The organism is Sporosarcina sp. G11-34, from assembly GCF_026931025.1.
On sequence record NZ_JAHNZW010000006.1, the window covers coordinates 53,876 to 72,130 of the forward strand.

The following is an 18,255-nucleotide window of genomic DNA, read 5'->3' on the forward strand; positions in this document are numbered from 1 at the left end:
GAAGTTAAAAACACTACAGAACAACAGAAAAGAGCGGGAAATCCCACTCTCTCTGCGCAAGACTATTACAAAAGTTGTTCCCATCATAACATACGCTAAACTTCGTTGCAAACAATGCGCTAGAAGTACTATTGAACACATCCTTAAAAAAGTGAAAGTTGGTTTGCGTCGGGCATACCTTCGAGACATCCAAGCGTATCCATATACTCAACAACAGTCTTCGAAACACGTCCACGTTGTTGGAAATCCTCTTTAGACAAAAACTCTCCGTCTTTCCGTGCTTCAACAATAGAATTCGCAACGTTTGTGCCAAGTGATGGAATTGAATTGAATGGTGGAATAAGTGAGTTCCCTTCAATAATAAATGTCGTTGCATCGGATTTGTAAAGGTCTGGCTTGGCAAATGTAAATCCACGCTCACACATTTCCAACGAGATTTCAAGAACTGTAAGCAAGTTCTTTTCCTTCGGTGAAGCTTCCAATCCTTTTGCATTGATTTCGTTAATCTGCGCGCGAATCGTTGCAGAACCTTGAGTCATCGCAAGAAGATCGAAGTCCGAAGCACGAATCGAAAAGTAAGCCGAATAATAAAGAATTGGATGATGCACTTTAAAATATGCGATACGTAATGCCATTAATACATAAGCAGCAGCATGCGCCTTCGGGAACATGTACTTAATCTTCTTACAAGATTCGATATACCAATTCGGCACACCTTCAGCTTTCATTTCTGCTTCAAACTCGGGTGACAGTCCACGACCACGTCGGACAGATTCCATGATGCTAAATGCCATGGAAGGTTTTAACCCTTGATAGATTAGATAAACCATTATGTCATCACGACAACCGATTACATCGGATAGTTCACATGTTTTATTCTTAATTAATTCCTGTGCATTACCAAGCCAAACGTCCGTCCCATGGGACAGTCCTGAAATCTGAATGAGCTCCGAAAACGTGGATGGTTTCGTCTCTTCCAACATTTGACGTACGAACCGTGTACCGAACTCTGGAACACCTAACGTACCTGTTTTACAGCCTATTTGTTCGGGAGTCACGCCAAGCGAAGTTGTACCACTAAACAATTCCATAACTCCTTTGTCATCCGGTGGAATCGTCAGCGCATCAATACCTGATAAGTCCTCAAGCATTTTAATCATCGTCGGGTCATCGTGACCGAGAATATCTAGCTTCAATAAGTTATTTTCAATGGAATGGAAGTCAAAATGAGTCGTCATCCAAACCGAGTTCAAATCGTTCGCAGGAAACTGAATGGGCGTAAAGTCGAATATATCCATTGTATCCGGAACAACAATAATTCCGCCGGGGTGTTGCCCGGTATTTCGTTTCACGCCGGAACATCCTAGAACAAGTCGGTCGATTTCCGCACCACGCAAAGTCAATCCGTTATCATTCATATATCCCCGCACATATCCATAGGCCGTTCTTTCAGCAACCGTACCAATCGTTCCCGCTCTGTAAACAAACTCCTCACCAAAAAGATCTTTCGTATAATTATGCGCTTTCGCCTGATAATCTCCGCTGAAATTGAGATCGATATCAGGAACCTTATCTCCTTCGAAGCCTAGGAACGTTTCGAAGGGAATATCTTGGCCTTCTTTTTTGAATGTTTCTCCGCAAGCAGGGCACTGTTTGTCTGGAAGGTCGTAGCCTGAACTAACAGATCCATCCGTGAAAAACTCTACAGCCTTACAAGACGGACAAATATAATGCGGTGGTAATGGATTTACTTCCGTAATTTCCATCATCGTTGCAACGAATGAGGAGCCAACAGATCCCCTGGAACCAACTAGATAACCGTCATCGAGAGAACGTTTGACGAGCTTATGGGAAATAAGGTAAACAACCGAAAAACCGTTCCCAATAATGGACGTCAGTTCTTTTTCAATACGTGCGGTAACGATTTCTGGTAGTTCCTCACCGTACAATTGGTGTGCCATCGAATACGTTAATTCTTTTACTTCCTCTTCCGCACCTTCAATTTTAGGTGTATATAAATCATCTTTTATCGGTTTCACGTCACCAATTCGTTCTAATATTGCACGTGGATTATCGATGACAATCTCTTCCGCGACATCTTCCCCAAGGAATGAGAACTCTTCAAGCATTTCGTCTGTTGTGCGGAAATGCACCTCAGGTAAAGCATGTCTGTTCAGCGGATTCGCTCCACCTTGCGAACGAACAAGCACTTTACGGAATTTCGCATCGTTTTTATCTATATAATGGACGTTCCCTGTTGCACAAACCGGGATACCTACTTTTTTCCCCAGTTTCAAGACCTTTCTCATGATGTCTTCCATACTCCATTCATCACGAATCAATTCCATTTCGATAAGATGTCCATAAACTGATTTCGGATGAATTTCAATATAATCGTAAAACTTCGCGATTGCTTCAACTTCCTCGGGCGATTTTTGCATCAGTCCATTAAATACTTCCCCATTGTCACATCCAGAACCGACAAGTAATCCTTTTCGATATTTAGTAAGCAAGGACCTCGGGATACGTGGAACTCTGTAAAAATAATTCATATGAGAATAAGAAACAAGCTTAAATAAATTTTTCAATCCTTCATTATCCGTTGCAAGAAGTGTACAATGTGTAGGTCTTGCCCTTTTGTACGTGTCCCCTCCGCCAATATGTTTATTGAAATCATCTAAATAAATGATTCCTTTTTCTTCTGCTTCACTTAGCAAACGTAAAAATAGATGACCCGTTGCTTCCGCATCATAAATGGCGCGGTGATGTTGGGTAAGATCAATATTATATTTCTTGGCTAATGTATTCAGTCGATGATTTCCCATTTCCGGATGTAGTAAACGGGCAAGTTCCAACGTATCGATAACCGGATAAGCTGCAACTGGTAAATTTGCTTGCTTAAGTGCTTCGTATAAGAAACCCATGTCAAAAGATGCGTTATGGGCAACAAGGATTGAATCACCAATCCAGTCGCTAAAATCTTTTACAACTTCCGCCACTGGTGGTGCATCCTTTACCGTCCCATCTGTAATGCCAGTCAACTTAGTAATAAGTGCGGATATTGGATACCCCGGATTTGAAAATCGTTCGAACGTATCAATTACTTCACCATCTTTTATCTTCACTGCGGCGAGTTCAATAATCGTATTGTAAACAGCTGAGAGCCCCGTCGTTTCTACGTCAAATACGACATATGTATCGTCTTCGAGTTTTCGGTGCTGTTCATTGTAAGCAATCGGCACACCGTCATCGACAAGGTTTGCCTCCATGCCAAAAATAACTTTTACACCAAGCTTTTTCCCTGTCGAGTACGCATCGGGAAATGCTTGAACGTTTGCATGGTCTGTTATTGCAATCGCGGGGTGACCCCATTTAGCGGCTTGTTCAACAAGTGCAGATGCAGAAACAACAGCATCCATTTGACTCATCGTCGTATGTGCATGAAGTTCAATCCGTTTTCTATCTTCAGGCGCTTTGTCTTGCCTGATAATAGGCGCAACTTCCATAATATCCTGTGCCATCATCGTTAAATCACGTACAAACGTATCGTTTTGAATGCCTCCGCGCGCTCGGACCCAAGCCCCTTTTTTCAACGTCTTCATAAGTTCCGCATCTTCGTTATCACGTGAGAACATTTTCACAAGAATTGAATCCGTGTAATCCGTTACTTTAATCGTCAGAATGGATCGACCGCTACGCAATTCTCTCACTTCCGCTGCAAATACAAAGCCTTCAATCGTTACCCGGCGCTCTTCATCTTGAATATCGCGGATTTCCATGATTGGTTCATCGTTTTTAATAGGTGTGCCCAATTGAAATGGTCCGGAAGGGATGTTGCTTTCTTTCCGATCTGTTTCTCGTTTTTTCATATCTGCCAATGCCTTTTTAGCGTATTCTTCTTCTTCAACGAGTCGTTGTGCCAAGAATGCCATACGTGCTTCTTCTGCACCGCTATTTTCTTCGGTTAACGTAAATTCAACAAACGGTTTTGAAAATCCAAACGATGTATACACGTCTGATATGAGGTTCCCATATTTTCCTTTCATCGTTTGAAGCTCTATATCATTTGTGCAAAGTAAGACCATTTTTCCACCGGTCATCATCGGTTGCTGATTCGTAAGCAATTCACGAATCGGAGGTGACATACCACTAATTTCCTCGATGACAATTGGCCAATATTGCCCATAACTTTCTGCATCTGCTACTGTATCCTCACAGACTATTTCTAAACGAATGGTTGCAATTGCTGCAAATGCCTCGTTTACCCGCTGTGTAAATGTTTTGTAGATTTCTATTGGAAGTAATTTTGTTAGCTTCAAATTAAATTGCCATACGCGTGATTTCCGATGTATGCTTACTCTTTCTAAAGAAGCACCTTCAAAAAAACGAACAAATTGATCTTCCGTCAAATCAATTTGCTGAAGCAATAAGTGCAATTTCATCTTCCCGTCATTCATCTGATCCAAGAGTATCCACCTTTCTCAATAAAGAAAAAGAAAAGAAGTACCGATAATCGGCCTTCCTTCCTTCCTTTCTTCTTGTTATTCAGCTCCGAAAAATGCTTGTAATTTTTCAGTAATTTCTTCTTTCGGCCATTCAGTTGACTCGCCTGATTCGCGGAATTTCACTTCAACGATTCCTTCCGAAGCTTTTTTACCGATTGTTATTCTTATTGGTAAACCAATTAAATCTGAATCCGCAAATTTAACTCCTGCCCGTTCTGCCCGATCATCGTAAAGCACTTCGAATCGATACGATTTTAAAAGTTTATACAATTCATCCGCAAGTTCTTTTTGTTTTTCATCTTTCATATTCACAGCAACTAAATGAATATTGAAAGGCGCAAGGTTTTTCGGCCATTTCAAGCCGCTTTCATCGTTAAACTGTTCTGCGACAGCCGCCATAATACGCGATACACCAATTCCGTAACAACCCATCAAATACGGCTTTGACCTACCGTTTTCATCGAGGAATGTGCCCTGCATCGGTTCGCTATATGTTGTTCCAAGTTTAAAGATATGTCCTACTTCAATCCCTCTTGCAAATTTAACAGTTCCTTCACCATCTGGTGTAAGATCGCCTTCTTGAATAAAACGAAGATCGGCATACTGGTCAACCGCAAAATCCCGCTCAGGATTGACGTTCGTTAGATGATATCCATCCTCATTCGCACCACAGACGCCGTTAACAACAGAAGCTACCGAGTGGTCAGCAATTACTTGCAAGTCCAATGGAAGCTGTACAGGACCTATTGAACCCACTTCACAAGAAAGTAATTGTAAGACATCTCCTTCATATGCAAATTCTACAGTCGTTGCATCGAGTGCATTTTTTAGTTTAATGTCATTGATTTCATGGTCGCCTCGGCAAAGGACTGCAACTAGTTTTTCATCTACCTGGAAAATAAGTGTTTTTATGCAATCTACTGCTTCAACATTTAAAAATGTTGCTACTTCTTCGATTGTCTTTTGATCAGGTGTAGCGACTTTTTCCATTTCTTTTAATGGTTCATCGGACTTTTCGTAGTTTGCATTTACTTCGGCCATTTCAATGTTAGCAGCATAGGACGATGTATCACTATAAGCGATTGTGTCTTCCCCAATTTCGGACAGCGCCATAAATTCATGAGTGTCTGTACCACCAATTGTACCGCCATCTGCAATAACTGAACGGAAGTCAAGTCCTAGCCTTGTAAAGATATTTGTATATGCTTGTTTCATTTCCATATACTTTTCGTCAAGACTTTCTTCTGTTGCGTGGAAAGAGTATGCATCTTTCATAATGAATTCGCGACCACGTAATAGACCGAAACGAGGACGTTGTTCATCCCTGAACTTTGTTTGGATTTGGTAAAGAGTCATAGGGAGCTTTTTATATGATTTCACTTCGTCACGTAGAAGAGATGTAATCACTTCTTCATGTGTCGCGCCAAGGGCAAATTCTCTTCCGTGACGATCTTTCACACGGAAGAGTTCGGGTCCGTAAGAAAACCATCTTTCGGTTTCCTTCCAAAGCTCCGCTTGTTGCAATGCAGGCATAAATACCTCAAATGCATCAATTGCTTCCATTTCTTCTTTAATAATACCCTCGATGTTGTCGAGTACTTTTTTTCCTAGTGGAAGATATGAATAAACTCCGCTTGTATTTTGACGAATAAACCCTGCGCGAAGCAGAAGCTGATGTGATCTGATTTCTGCATCGGAAGGTACTTCTCGCATTGTAGGTATAAATGTTAGTGATTGTTTCATATTTCTTTCCACCCCATGTCAGTTATTATATAGATTCGAATCGTCTAATCTTCTCGTTCGTTTCTTGACTAGAAGAAAAACCGTTGTATGTCGTTCCAAGTGACGACAAGCATAAGAAGCATAAGAAGCGCAATCCCGACAAAATGGATCATTCCTTCTTTTCTCTTGTCGATCGGTTTGCCACGTATTGCTTCAAACAAGAAAAACAATAATCTTCCACCATCAAGCGCGGGAAGAGGCAACAAGTTCATAATGCCGAGGTTAATGCTTAATATTGCTGCCCAATTCATTAAATTGAATATACCATATTGGGCAACTTCCTCGGTTGCTTTATAGATTCCTACCGGTCCCGATAAAGCATCGATTGTAAATTTCCCGGTAACGAGCATGCCAAGTAATTCAAATATCCTTCCAAACCAAACTACAGTCTGTTCAGCACCGAATGCAATGGCTTTTAACGGACCTTTTTCAACCGGACTCGTATAACGTACACCAATTTGGCCAAACTTTCTTCCGGCTTCTTCAAGCGTGTCTGGGACGACTTCAATCCTAACTAGTTCGCCGCCACGTTCTACTTCAAATTCCAATGGAACGCCTGGATTTTCTTGGATAATACCCGCAAATTCCGTCCACGTCTGAATGCCCACACCATTTACTTCTTTTACATAATCATCTTGTTTCATCCCCGCGGCAAAAGCAGGGCCTTCACTTACTACTTCAGAAATAATTGGCTCGTTTGTCGGTACTCCTTGAAGAAGCCCAATCGCAATGAATATGAAAAACGCAAGAATGAAGTTAAACAAAGGACCCGCGAAAATCGTCATTGTACGTTTACCGACGGACTTCGATTCAAACTGCCTGTCATATGGAGCGATAATCGTTTCTTGCCCTTTTTCTACTACGACCGCTTGTCTAGATACATTAAAGCGAACAAGTTCACCGTCATCATTGTACCCTTCGATGAATAACTCTTTTTCAAAATCCGACGACTCAGTTTCTATAAACATAACCTCTGGATTTGAAACGTTGCGATTCAAATAGACTTTCTCAACTTCACCTGATGTACCTAGGTAAAGTCCTACACGATATCCCGGTTGGAGTTCAACAGTATCAAAATCTTCGCCCGCCATTCGAACATAACCGCCAAGCGGCAAAAGACGAAGAGTATATAGTGTTTCACCTTTAGTAATCCCGATAATCTTCGGTCCAAATCCAATTGCAAATTCACGCACCATAATTCCCGCTCTTTTCGCAAAAAGGAAATGCCCTAATTCATGAAAAAAGACAAGAGAACCGAATATAATAACAAATGCTAATACGGTTTCCAAGATAAAACCACCTCACTGGCCCCAAGGCCGGATTTAACTCATTAACGGCTCAATCTAGCCGCAATTAATCAATAATTCATTCTACCATAGCGTACACCATTTTTCGAGCTCTTGAATCTGCTTCCAATATCGCCTCAAAGTTTGGTGTTGAAATTGTTTCATGATTATTCATTACACGTTCTACAAATTCTTCAATTTGAAGAAATGGTATTTTCCCTTGCATGAACAAACCGACTGCTATTTCATTTGCGGCATTCATCACGGTTGGTAATGTTCCGCCTTCCCTTCCGGCTGCATAGGCAAGTTCTAACGCCTTAAAACGAACAAAGTCGACTTTTTCAAAATGTAACTGTCCTATTTCTTCAAGACGAAGCCTGTTCGCATTTTTCATAGGAATACGATCGGGATATGTAAGTGCATATTGGATCGGCACTCTCATGTCGGGAGAACCTAGTTGAGCCATTACACTCGTATCTTCAAATTCCACCATTGAATGAATTATGCTCTCTCTATGGAGTAAGACATCGATATCATCGTAAGGCATCCCGAAAAGATGATGCGCTTCAATTACTTCGAGCCCTTTATTCATCATAGTTGCCGAATCAATAGTTAGTTTGTTACCCATTGACCAGTTTGGATGTGCAAGTGCTTGCGCTACTGTAACATTAGCAAGTTCCTCACGCGACAAATCTCTAAAGCTGCCACCCGATGCCGTTAAAATTAACTTGGATACGCGTTTTGGATTTTCTCCGTTCAACGCTTGGAATAATGCAGAGTGTTCACTGTCAACCGGGAGTAAAGGAACGTTATATTTACGCGCTTCTTCAATAACAATATCCCCAGCCGCGACAAGCGTTTCTTTGTTAGCAATTGCTATTGTAATACCTGAACGGATTGCTTCGAGTGTTGGCCTAAGACCAACACTACCAATAACAGCATTCACTACCACATCCGCACCTGTATGTGCTGCAATTTCAATAAGTCCTTCATGCCCGTAAATGAATTTAATGGCTGGGAATTCGGACTGCAGTTTTGCAGCATCCTCACGTAAAATAACCGAAACGACTTTTGGTTTTAAAGTGCTAGCAATTTCCCTTACTTTATCAATATTCTTTCCCGCGGAAAAAGATACGAGTTGGAATTTATCTGGATTCGATTGGATAATATCAATTGTTTGTGTTCCAATGGAGCCCGTAGCGCCTAACAAACTTATTTTCTTTTTCAAAATAACACCCTCTCCGTTATGCTACAAAATGAAGTAAATGAAGCAATGGCAAAACGAAAAGAAGACTGTCAAATCTATCCAGAATTCCACCATGCCCCGGCAGAAGTTTACCTGAATCCTTCACATCATAATGCCTTTTAATTGCTGATTCGACGAGATCGCCCATTTGCCCAACGATTGACGCGATAATTGTTACAACTATAAGTATTAGATAAGAATTGGCGACTGGAAGAAAGTATTGAAAAATACAAGCGAAGACAATTGCCCAGACAATTCCTCCTACAGCACCCTCAATTGTTTTATTTGGTGAAATTTCCGGCCATAGTTTCCTCTTTCCTATCTTTCTACCGGTGAAATATGCTCCCGTGTCTGTCATCCAAATGACAATGAATGCATAAGCGACATATTCAATACCGAAATTTCTCGTTTCTATTAAATAATAAAATCCAATCCCGATATATAACGCACCGAGAATAGAAAATGCAACATGATCAAATGTAAAACGATTTTTAACAAGGACCGTATACGCCAAAAGCATCAATATCGCAGCAAACATTAGTTCAAATTTTGTATAACCAATCGCTTCATAAATCGTGTTACTCCAATTTGTCGGCATAAGCATGACAATTAGAACAATCCACGTGAATAATCCGGGGAGAGAGAATAGATGGAGGTCTTTCATCCGCAATATTTCATATAAACCAATGGTAGCCATTATATAAATTGCAACAGTAAACGGCGTTCCTCCGACTAGTATAAGCGGAACGAATAGTGCCAATGCAACTGCCGCCGTTAAAATTCTTTCTTTCAAGCGTTGTTCTCTCCTTCCACACTACCAAAGCGTCGGCTACGTGACTGAAACTCCTTCATTGCGTTAAGCATACACTGCTCATCGAAGTCCGGCCATAACACATCTGTAAACGAAAACTCGGTATAGGCAAGCTGCCATAACATAAAATTAGATAGTCTTACTTCACCACTCGTTCGAATTAGTAAATCTGGTTCTGGCAAATGCGCTGTCATAAGATGGGAATTAATGACCGTTTCATCGATGTTTTCAACAGATAATACACCTTCTTGCGCAAGTTGTGCTATTTCCTTCACAGCTTCCACAAGTTCAAGTCTAGAACCGTAATTCATCGCAAAGTTAAGGGTCATTCCATCGTTATTAGCCGTTTCTTTCATAGCTTTATGGATTGCGGATTTTGTATGTTCTGGTAATACATCAAAGTTTCCAATCATTTCAACTTTTACATTTTGCTCGATTAGTTCAGGGAGATACGTACTTAGAAATTCTCCAGGTAGTTTCATAAGAAAATCTATTTCAATTTTTGGTCGTTTCCAATTTTCTGTCGAGAACGCATAAAGCGTTAGCACTTTTACACCTAAATCGTTTGAGATTCGGGTAATTTTGCGGACTGTTTTCATACCTTCGTGATGTCCAGCAATTCTTGGTAAATTACGACGTTTTGCCCATCTTCCATTACCATCCATGATAATCGCAACGTGAGCAGGGATTTGTCTGCTTTTCATGTCCGTAATTTGGTCCGATAATGATACCGCAGAACTCACAGGTTTCTTTCGAATTAGTTTTCCTAGCATGTCATTTCCTCCACTCAGTTACTTTTCAGAGCAACCATAATCTTATCGTAACAAATACCTCATTGAATTTCATACTATATAGATTGAACTTATGAATATGAACACCAATTTAGCGAAGGCATCCCCTACCGCCAAGGTCTGGAAAAATAAAAAAGACGCCCTGAAATAAGGACGTCTCGAAATATAGAAAGTTCTTCTATCAGATTTCCATGATTTCATTTTCTTTATCATTTGCAATATCATCGATTTTCTTAATATAAGAATCAGTTAGTTTCTGAACATCTTCACCGCTACGATGTAGACCATCTTCCGTAATTTCACTATTCTTCTCAAGTTTTTTAGCCTCTTCGTTCGCCTCACGACGTACATTACGGATTGCAACTTTCGCTTCTTCCGCTTCTTTTTTCACCGATTTAACTAGTTCTTTTCGACGTTCTTCAGTCAATGCCGGTACGGCAAGACGAATAACAGCGCCATCATTTGAAGGCGTGATACCAATGTCTGATTTCATGATTGCTTTTTCAATATCTCCCAATATCGTCTTATCATATGGTTGAATGACTAGAAGACGAGCTTCGGGTACTGAAACGCCCGCCACCTGATTAATAGGTGTAGGTGATCCGTAATAATCAATTGTAATTCTTTCTAACATTGAAGCGCTCGCACGTCCTGCACGAATTGTTGCGAGTGCACGTGTATAACCACCGAGTGCTTTTTCCATATTATCATTCGCTTGGGTTAAAACTTCTTTTGCCATTACAAATTCCTCCTGACGACCGTCCCGATCGCTTCACCGAGTACGGCTCTTTTTATATTTCCATTTTCCATAATTGAGAATACTACGAGAGGGATGTCATTGTCCATACAAAGAGTTGATGCCGTTGAATCCATCACTTCAAGTCCTTGACTGATTACATCCAGAAACGACAACTCTGTATATTTGACTGCGCTTGGATCTTTCATTGGATCTGCGGAATATACTCCGTCAACGTTATTTTTCGCCATAAGAATTACATCTGCTTCAATTTCTGCAGCTCTAAGCGCCGCCGTTGTATCTGTTGAAAAATACGGATTCCCTGTACCGGCTGCGAATATGACGACGCGCTTCTTCTCAAGGTGGCGTATTGCTTTACGTCTTATGTATGGTTCCGCAACCTGTCTCATTTCGATAGATGAAGATACGCGAGTTTCAACATCTAGTTTTTCGAGGGAATCTTGAAGGGCTAGAGAATTCATAACGGTCGCGAGCATACCCATATAATCTGCTGTCGCGCGGTCCATACCCATTTCACTACCTACTTTGCCACGCCAAATGTTCCCGCCACCGACAACAACAGCAACTTCTACACCAAGTGCAACAACTTCTTTTACTTGTAAGGCGACCGTCTTGATTATATCAGGAGATAACCCAAAACCTTGTTCACCGGCAAGTGCTTCTCCACTTAACTTTAAAACGATTCGTTTATATTTAGGGATGCTCATTTGTATCCTCCGTCTATTGAGATTTCTCGAAAAATAGGGAACACCACTTAGTTGTGTGTTCCCTAATTAGTTATTGTTCGAAAATTAGTTTCCTTTTAATTGGCTTGCTACTTCGTCCGCAAAGTTTTCTTCGCGTTTTTCGATTCCTTCACCAACAGCATAGCGAATGAATTCTTTCAAAGTTCCACCAGTTGTTTTTACGAATTCCCCAACTTTTTGATCGGAGTTTTTAACGAATGCTTGGTCAAGAACACAAATATCTTCGAAATATTTACCGATACGGCCTTCAACCATTTTCGCTACGATATTTTCAGGTTTTCCTTCATTAAGTGCTTGTTCTGTAAGGACTTTTTTCTCACGCTCAACTTCTTCTTCAGAAACTTGATCACGTGAAACGTATTTTGGATTCAATGCTGCAACGTGCATTGCAATGTCTTTCGCAGCTTGTTCATCCGTGCTACCTTCAAGAACAACGAGTACACCGATACGGCCACCCATATGAAGATATGGACCGAAAGCGTCGTTATCCGTTTTTGTGCGAATTTCGTAGCGGCGAAGAGTAATCTTTTCACCGATTTTAGCAACTGCGTTTGAAATGTGATCTGCAACAGTTAAACCGTTATCCAATTTCGACTCGTTTGCTTCTTCAATTGTTGCTGGTTTTGTAGCAAGTAAGTGTTCAGCAAGTTCTTTTACAAGCGTTTGGAAACCTTCGTTTTTCGCAACGAAATCTGTTTCAGCGTTCACTTCAAGAAGAATTGCTTCGTTGCCATTGATGTAGACAGATGTTGTACCGTCTGCAGCAATACGATCTGCTTTACTAGCTGAGCTTGACAATCCTTTTTCACGTAGGAAATCGATTGCAGCTTCCATATCTCCGTTAACTTCTGTTAGTGCTTTTTTGCAATCCATCATACCTGCACCTGTTTTTTCACGTAATTCTTTTACCATTTGTGCTGTAACTTTTACTGTCATTTTCCATTCCTCCAGTTTATGTCGTAAATTCCTAGAAAAAGACGATAAGGGTATATGGCCACTTATCGTCTTTTATTTTACAAAGATTGTCCGAAAAGACTGGTAGAAAAAGCTGTCGAATTCCGTTGTCAGCTTACTTCCTCGACCAACACGTATTAAAACGTGAATGAATTTAGGAGTTTGCATTTCTTAGAATTTCTCGGCTTTTCCCAACCCCCTTTTCAATCTTATATTTAAGTCTTACTCTGCCGCAACTTCTTCTGCTGCAACTTCGTCTTCTTCGCCTTGTCTTGCTTCAAGCAAAGCGTCAGCCATTTTACTTGTTAGTAAACGTACTGCACGGATTGCGTCATCATTCGCAGGAATGATGTAATCGATTTCGTCCGGATCACAGTTTGTGTCTACAATTCCTACAATAGGAATGTGTAATTTAATTGCTTCAGCGACCGCGATACGCTCTTTGCGTGGGTCAACGACGTACATTACGTCTGGAAGTGATTTCATGTCCCGGATTCCGCCTAGGAATTTAACTAATCTTTCGTGCTCTTTATTCAATTGGCCAACTTCTTTTTTAGGTAACACTTCGAACGTTCCGTCTTCTTCCATACGCTCAATTTGCTTCATACGTGCAACGCGTTTTTGGATTGTACCGAAGTTTGTAAGTGTACCACCAAGCCAACGTTGGTTAATGTAGTACATGCCAGCACGTTCCGCTTCTTCTTTGATTGCATCTTGTGCTTGTTTTTTCGTACCGACGAATAGAACTTTACCGCCGTCTTCTCCAACTTGACGCATAAATGCATATGCTTCTTCAAGAAGTTTAACCGTTTTTTGAAGATCGATGATGTAAATACCGTTACGCTCTACGAAAATAAACTTCTTCATTTTCGGGTTCCAGCGACGTGTTTGGTGTCCGAAGTGAACACCTGCTTCTAGTAATTGTTTCATTGAGACTACTGCCATTTTATATTCCTCCTGTTTTGGTTTGATTCCTCCGCGCAAATCATCCGATGGAACGACCTTTCGGCACCGTTTCCTTCGTCCATGCACGTGTGTAGTAATACCACTAGATAATATATCATAAGGTGTTTTTCTTTGCAACTAATTTTATGTAAATCTTAATAATTATTCAACCTATATTTGTTGAAATAACATATCCGGCTAAAAAACGCTTGGTATTTAAATGGGAACGCCTTATTTCAGCACACCCGAAAATCGTTGAATAAGGCGACACCAATGTTTATATAGTAAAACAAAAACACTTCCCCATGAAAGAAGAAGTGTTTTTCATCTTGTTATTAAGATCTTTGTTTTTCTAACTCTTCAAGGAATTTGTCGTTTAGCACTTTGATATAAGTACCTTTCATTCCAAGTGAACGAGATTCGATTACGCCGGCACTTTCAAGTTTACGCAATGCGTTAACAATTACCGAACGAGTAATACCTACGCGGTCAGCAATTTTAGAAGCAACTAGTAGGCCTTCGTTACCATCAAGCTCTTTAAAGATATGTTCGATTGCTTCGTGTTCACTATAAGAAAGTGAATTGATAGCCATTTGTACGACTGCTTTGCTTCGTGCTTCAATTTCGATTACTTCAGATTTCTCACGTAAAATTTCCATTCCAACAACTGTTGCACCGTATTCAGCAAGAATTAAATCATCGTCTCGGAACTCATCTTGCAGTCTTGCCAAAATAAGTGTACCAAGGCGTTCGCCTCCACCCAAAATCGGAACAATTGTCGTTAAGCCATTTTTGAACAGCTCTTTGTTCTCCTCAGGGAATGCCGAATGGATACTATCAATATCTATGTTCGGTGATGTTTCGTTCACATCGAACAACCTTCTTGTGTAGTCTTCAGGGAATTGACGTTCTTCAAACATTTTTTTCATGCGTTCGTTTTCAATCTGTTGGTGAATTTCAACACCTAGAAGTTTTCCTTTGCGACTTACGATAAATGAGTTACATTCGATAACTGAACTAAGTTTTTCAGCCATCTCCTTGAAATTCACTTGTTTCCCTGCTGATTGTTGTAGCATTGCATTGATTTGACGCGTTCTTGATAATAAAGTCATTATGTTCGTTTCCTCCTCAAATTAGTTGCGATTTACTTATACGAATATTCTAAAGGTTTTCAATAATTAAATAAACTAAAGTGCTTCAGTTATAGGATAAATTGTGACAGATCTTTGTTTTTTGCAATTTCTTGTAGTTTTTCGTCGACATAACTCGGCGTTATTTTAATCGTTGTAGGCCCGATATCCGCGGCTTCATATGATAACTCTTCCAAAAGTTTCTCCAAAATTGTATGAAGACGCCTTGCACCAATATTTTCAGTATTATCGTTTACTTCGAAGGCAATTTCTGCGATTCTGCTGACCGCCTCTTCCGTAAAATCAATTACGACACCTTCTGTATTGAGCAATTTTTCATATTGCCGAATTAAAGAAAAGTCAGGTTCTTTTAAAATTCGTTCAAAATCATCTTTGGACAGTTTATCGAGTTCAACACGAATCGGGAATCGACCTTGAAGTTCTGGAATGATGTCCGATGGTTTCGCCGTATGAAATGCACCCGCTGCAATAAATAAGATAAAGTCTGTATTTACCGTACCGTATTTAGTAGATACAGCCGACCCTTCAACGATCGGTAAAATATCACGTTGAACACCTTCCCGTGAAACATCCGCTGAAGAACCACTTCCACCGCGACTAGCTATTTTATCCATCTCGTCAAGGAATATAATTCCCGACTGCTCGGTTAATTCAACAGCACGTCTTGCGATTTCATCGTGATCAATCAACTTATCCGCTTCTTCACTTTCAAGAATGGGACGTGCATCTTTTATTTTTAGTTTACGTTTCGTTGTTTTTTTAGGCATAAGCGAAGATAACGCATCTTGCATGTTGGCACCCATTTGCTCCATGCCCGAGCCTTGAAACGCATCGTATAGAGATGCCGATTGCGCGGTTACTTCTACGGCAATCGTTTCTTCTTCAAGTTCACCCAACTGAAGTTTCTTCGCTATATCAGAACGCTTTTGTTTCACTGCTGCTTCTGCTACGTGATCCGTTTCTTCCTCTTCCGCCTTTTGTCCAAACAACATTTCGAAAGGATTTTGCATCCCACTACTTTTCTTTTTTTCAGGTACGAGTAGTTCAATCAGTCGTTCATTCGCAAGTTTCGTTGCTTGTTCTTTAACTGATTCACGTTTTTCTTCCTTGACAATTCGTATACCAGCCTCGACTAAATCTCTCACCATAGATTCAACATCGCGACCGACATAGCCCACCTCTGTAAATTTAGTTGCCTCAACCTTAAGAAACGGGGCATTGACAAGCTTAGCGATTCTCCTAGCAATTTCAGTCTTCCCAACACCAGTCGGACCAATCATTAGAATGTTTTTCGGAATAATTTCGTTTTTCTCCTCATCCGAAAGAAGACTTCTTCTATATCTGTTTCGGATTGCCACCGCAACTGCTCGCTTTGCATTTTCTTGACCAATAATATAACGGTCCAGATGCGCAGTAAGTTCCTTTGGAGTCAATTCCACTCTTTTTGTCATCATAGTACCTCCACTATAATCTGATCATTTGTAAATACGCATATTTCAGAAGCAGTTTCAAGGGCTGCTTGAGCAATTTCAGTGGCCGTTAGTGTATCGCCACTGTATTTTTTTAACGCTCGCCCAGCAGCAAGGGCATAATGTCCACCAGATCCGATAGCAAGTATACCGTCGTCAGGTTCAATTACTTCACCCGTTCCCGAAACGAGAAGTAGCGTTTCATTGTCCATAACGAGTAGCATTGCCTCGAGTTTGCGTAGTATTCTGTCCCCTCGCCATTCTTTTGCAAGTTCCACAGCCGCCCGTTGAAGATTACCGTTATACTCATTTAACTTTACTTCAAACAACTCGTAAAGCGTAAAAGCATCTGCGACGGAGCCAGCAAAACCTGCTAGCACCTTCCCATTAAATAATCTGCGAACTTTCTTTGCAGTGCGTTTCATGACAACCGAATTTCCAACAGTCACTTGACCATCACCAGACATCGCGCAAGCGCCGTTATGCCGAATTGCAAAAATTGTCGTTGCATGGAATTCCAAAAAAATCACTCTCCCTATGCTCTTGGATGTGTGTTCATATACGTTTTTCTTAAATGTTCTTTCGTTATATGTGTATATACTTGGGTAGAAGATAGATTTGAATGTCCAAGTAGTTCTTGAACAGTTCTTATATCAGCTCCACTTGCAAGTAAATGCGTGGCAAATGAATGACGAATCATATGTGGATAGACTTTTGAATGAAGTGATGCCTGTTCTACCATGGCGCTAAGAACATATCGCACACCGCGATCAGTTATCGGATCTCCGCGTAGACTAACAAACAATTGGTCATGCTCTTTCTTTTTTACTAGTGCCGGACGACTATTCTCTCTATACAAATCAAGCGCATCTTGGGCAAAACTACCGAAAGGAACATAACGTTCTTTTCTACCTTTCCCCATAACAAGAACAATACCCAACGTATCGTCGATATCGCCCATCTTAATCGATGTAAGTTCACTGACACGGATGCCCGTTGCGTAAAGCATTTCAAGTATCGCACGATCCCGTAGTGATTTTTTATCATCACCCGCACAAGAAGTAAATAATAACTCCATTTCTTTTTCGTAAAAAAAGTCTGGAAGCCTCTTTTCTTTCTTTGGATGATGAAGTGACCTAAATGCATTATCGTTAATGTCATATCTCGAACTTGCAAATTTGAAAAAAGAACGGACAGAGGATATTTTTCTGGAAATAGTTGCTCTAGATAAACCAAAGTCATATAAACCAGTTACATAAATTCTTGCTTCTGGATAAGTAACATCATTCAAATCTTGAATTCCTTCAGCTGATAAAAACGAAAGAAATCCGTCTACATCTTTTTCATACTCTGAAACTGTTAATGGTGAGAAGTTTCTTTCAAGACGAACATAAGTAATATACTCATCACGGACAATTGAAGGTTCTATCACTGCATGTTTCACCTCCATAATGAAAAGCCTCTAAAATCTAGTGGATATTTTCTGGATAATGATAGCTTGGCAAAGCTGATTATTCCCGGAATTCAAAATTCATAAACCATCCGCTACTTACTATACCGCAATTGTTTGTGCTACGGCAACTACGAGTCATCTAAGTTGTCCGTACTTCTATGAAAACATAAAAAAATGTCACTTATTTGTCACTTAATAATTAGAAACACGACTTTATAAAAAAGCGGATAGATTCCAAAGCCTAAATACTGTTAAAAGATGAATCTCGTAAAAAAAGAGGCGGCACACGCCACCCCTTTTCAATCTATGCTATGCACGTCAATAATGTTCAAAGCAAGTGCTGCTCTTCTATGTTAAGC

Annotated in this window: 14 protein-coding genes; all 14 read right to left on the reverse strand. The window is 40.4% G+C overall.

Annotated features, from left to right (window positions below; genetic code table 11):
* Nucleotides 1–143: 143 nt before the first annotated feature.
* Nucleotides 144–4,466, reverse strand: a complete 4,323-nt coding sequence (locus tag KSU66_RS09860; RefSeq protein WP_443028963.1) for a PolC-type DNA polymerase III — start codon at nucleotides 4,464–4,466, stop codon at nucleotides 144–146.
* 75 nt (nucleotides 4,467–4,541) lie between these two features.
* Entirely contained in the window at nucleotides 4,542–6,248 is a 1,707-nt protein-coding gene (locus KSU66_RS09865) for a proline--tRNA ligase (protein ID WP_269051281.1), read from the reverse strand.
* 68 nt (nucleotides 6,249–6,316) lie between these two features.
* Nucleotides 6,317–7,576, reverse strand: a complete 1,260-nt coding sequence (rseP, locus tag KSU66_RS09870; RefSeq protein ID WP_269051282.1) for an RIP metalloprotease RseP — start codon at nucleotides 7,574–7,576, stop codon at nucleotides 6,317–6,319.
* A gap of 76 nt (nucleotides 7,577–7,652) precedes the next feature.
* Nucleotides 7,653–8,801, reverse strand: a complete 1,149-nt coding sequence (locus KSU66_RS09875) for a 1-deoxy-D-xylulose-5-phosphate reductoisomerase (RefSeq protein ID WP_269051283.1) — start codon at nucleotides 8,799–8,801, stop codon at nucleotides 7,653–7,655.
* Nucleotides 8,802–8,817: 16 nt separating this feature from the next.
* Nucleotides 8,818–9,612, reverse strand: coding sequence for a phosphatidate cytidylyltransferase (locus tag KSU66_RS09880; RefSeq protein WP_269051284.1), 795 nt, complete (start codon nucleotides 9,610–9,612; stop codon nucleotides 8,818–8,820).
* Nucleotides 9,609–10,403, reverse strand: a complete 795-nt coding sequence (locus KSU66_RS09885) for an isoprenyl transferase (RefSeq protein WP_269051285.1) — start codon at nucleotides 10,401–10,403, stop codon at nucleotides 9,609–9,611. Before KSU66_RS09885 ends, KSU66_RS09880 begins: the two co-directional genes overlap by 4 nt.
* Nucleotides 10,404–10,602: 199 nt before the next feature.
* On the reverse strand, nucleotides 10,603–11,160 hold the full coding sequence (gene frr / locus KSU66_RS09890) for a ribosome recycling factor (RefSeq protein WP_269051286.1): 558 nt from the start codon (nucleotides 11,158–11,160) through the stop codon (nucleotides 10,603–10,605).
* Complete coding sequence (gene pyrH, locus KSU66_RS09895; RefSeq protein WP_269051287.1) at nucleotides 11,160–11,885, reverse strand: UMP kinase; 726 nt, start codon at nucleotides 11,883–11,885, stop codon at nucleotides 11,160–11,162. The genes frr and pyrH overlap by 1 nt, the downstream gene beginning before the upstream one ends.
* Nucleotides 11,886–11,969: 84 nt before the next feature.
* The gene (gene tsf, locus KSU66_RS09900) at nucleotides 11,970–12,860 is read right to left on the reverse strand and encodes a translation elongation factor Ts (protein ID WP_269051288.1); all 891 of its coding nucleotides are present in this window, start codon (nucleotides 12,858–12,860) and stop codon (nucleotides 11,970–11,972) included.
* Between the two features lie 240 nt (nucleotides 12,861–13,100).
* Nucleotides 13,101–13,823 (reverse strand): 30S ribosomal protein S2, encoded by a 723-nt coding sequence (rpsB, locus tag KSU66_RS09905; RefSeq protein WP_269051289.1) that lies wholly within the window; start codon nucleotides 13,821–13,823, stop codon nucleotides 13,101–13,103.
* A gap of 335 nt (nucleotides 13,824–14,158) precedes the next feature.
* Nucleotides 14,159–14,935 (reverse strand): GTP-sensing pleiotropic transcriptional regulator CodY, encoded by a 777-nt coding sequence (gene codY / locus KSU66_RS09910; RefSeq protein WP_269051290.1) that lies wholly within the window; start codon nucleotides 14,933–14,935, stop codon nucleotides 14,159–14,161.
* Between the two features lie 89 nt (nucleotides 14,936–15,024).
* Nucleotides 15,025–16,425, reverse strand: a complete 1,401-nt coding sequence (gene hslU, locus KSU66_RS09915; protein WP_269051291.1) for an ATP-dependent protease ATPase subunit HslU — start codon at nucleotides 16,423–16,425, stop codon at nucleotides 15,025–15,027.
* On the reverse strand, nucleotides 16,425–16,964 hold the full coding sequence (hslV, locus tag KSU66_RS09920; RefSeq protein ID WP_269051292.1) for an ATP-dependent protease subunit HslV: 540 nt from the start codon (nucleotides 16,962–16,964) through the stop codon (nucleotides 16,425–16,427). Before hslV ends, hslU begins: the two co-directional genes overlap by 1 nt.
* 14 nt (nucleotides 16,965–16,978) lie before the next feature.
* Nucleotides 16,979–17,893, reverse strand: a complete 915-nt coding sequence (gene xerC / locus KSU66_RS09925; RefSeq protein WP_269051293.1) for a tyrosine recombinase XerC — start codon at nucleotides 17,891–17,893, stop codon at nucleotides 16,979–16,981.
* Between the last annotated feature and the right edge of the window lie 362 nt (nucleotides 17,894–18,255).

Excerpts from the sequence above, each read along its gene's own strand:
- KSU66_RS09865 (WP_269051281.1), bottom strand. The coding sequence starts at position 6,248 with ATGAAACAATCACTAACATTTATACCTACAATGCGAGAAGTACCTTCC.
- KSU66_RS09885 (WP_269051285.1), bottom strand. The coding sequence starts at position 10,403 with ATGCTAGGAAAACTAATTCGAAAGAAACCTGTGAGTTCTGCGGTATCA.
- frr (WP_269051286.1), bottom strand. The coding sequence starts at position 11,160 with ATGGCAAAAGAAGTTTTAACCCAAGCGAATGATAATATGGAAAAAGCA.
- pyrH (WP_269051287.1), bottom strand. The coding sequence starts at position 11,885 with ATGAGCATCCCTAAATATAAACGAATCGTTTTAAAGTTAAGTGGAGAA.
- tsf (WP_269051288.1), bottom strand. The coding sequence starts at position 12,860 with ATGACAGTAAAAGTTACAGCACAAATGGTAAAAGAATTACGTGAAAAA.
- rpsB (WP_269051289.1), bottom strand. The coding sequence starts at position 13,823 with ATGGCAGTAGTCTCAATGAAACAATTACTAGAAGCAGGTGTTCACTTC.
- codY (WP_269051290.1), bottom strand. The coding sequence starts at position 14,935 with ATGACTTTATTATCAAGAACGCGTCAAATCAATGCAATGCTACAACAA.
- hslU (WP_269051291.1), bottom strand. The coding sequence starts at position 16,425 with ATGACAAAAAGAGTGGAATTGACTCCAAAGGAACTTACTGCGCATCTG.
- xerC (WP_269051293.1), bottom strand. The coding sequence starts at position 17,893 with ATGGAGGTGAAACATGCAGTGATAGAACCTTCAATTGTCCGTGATGAG.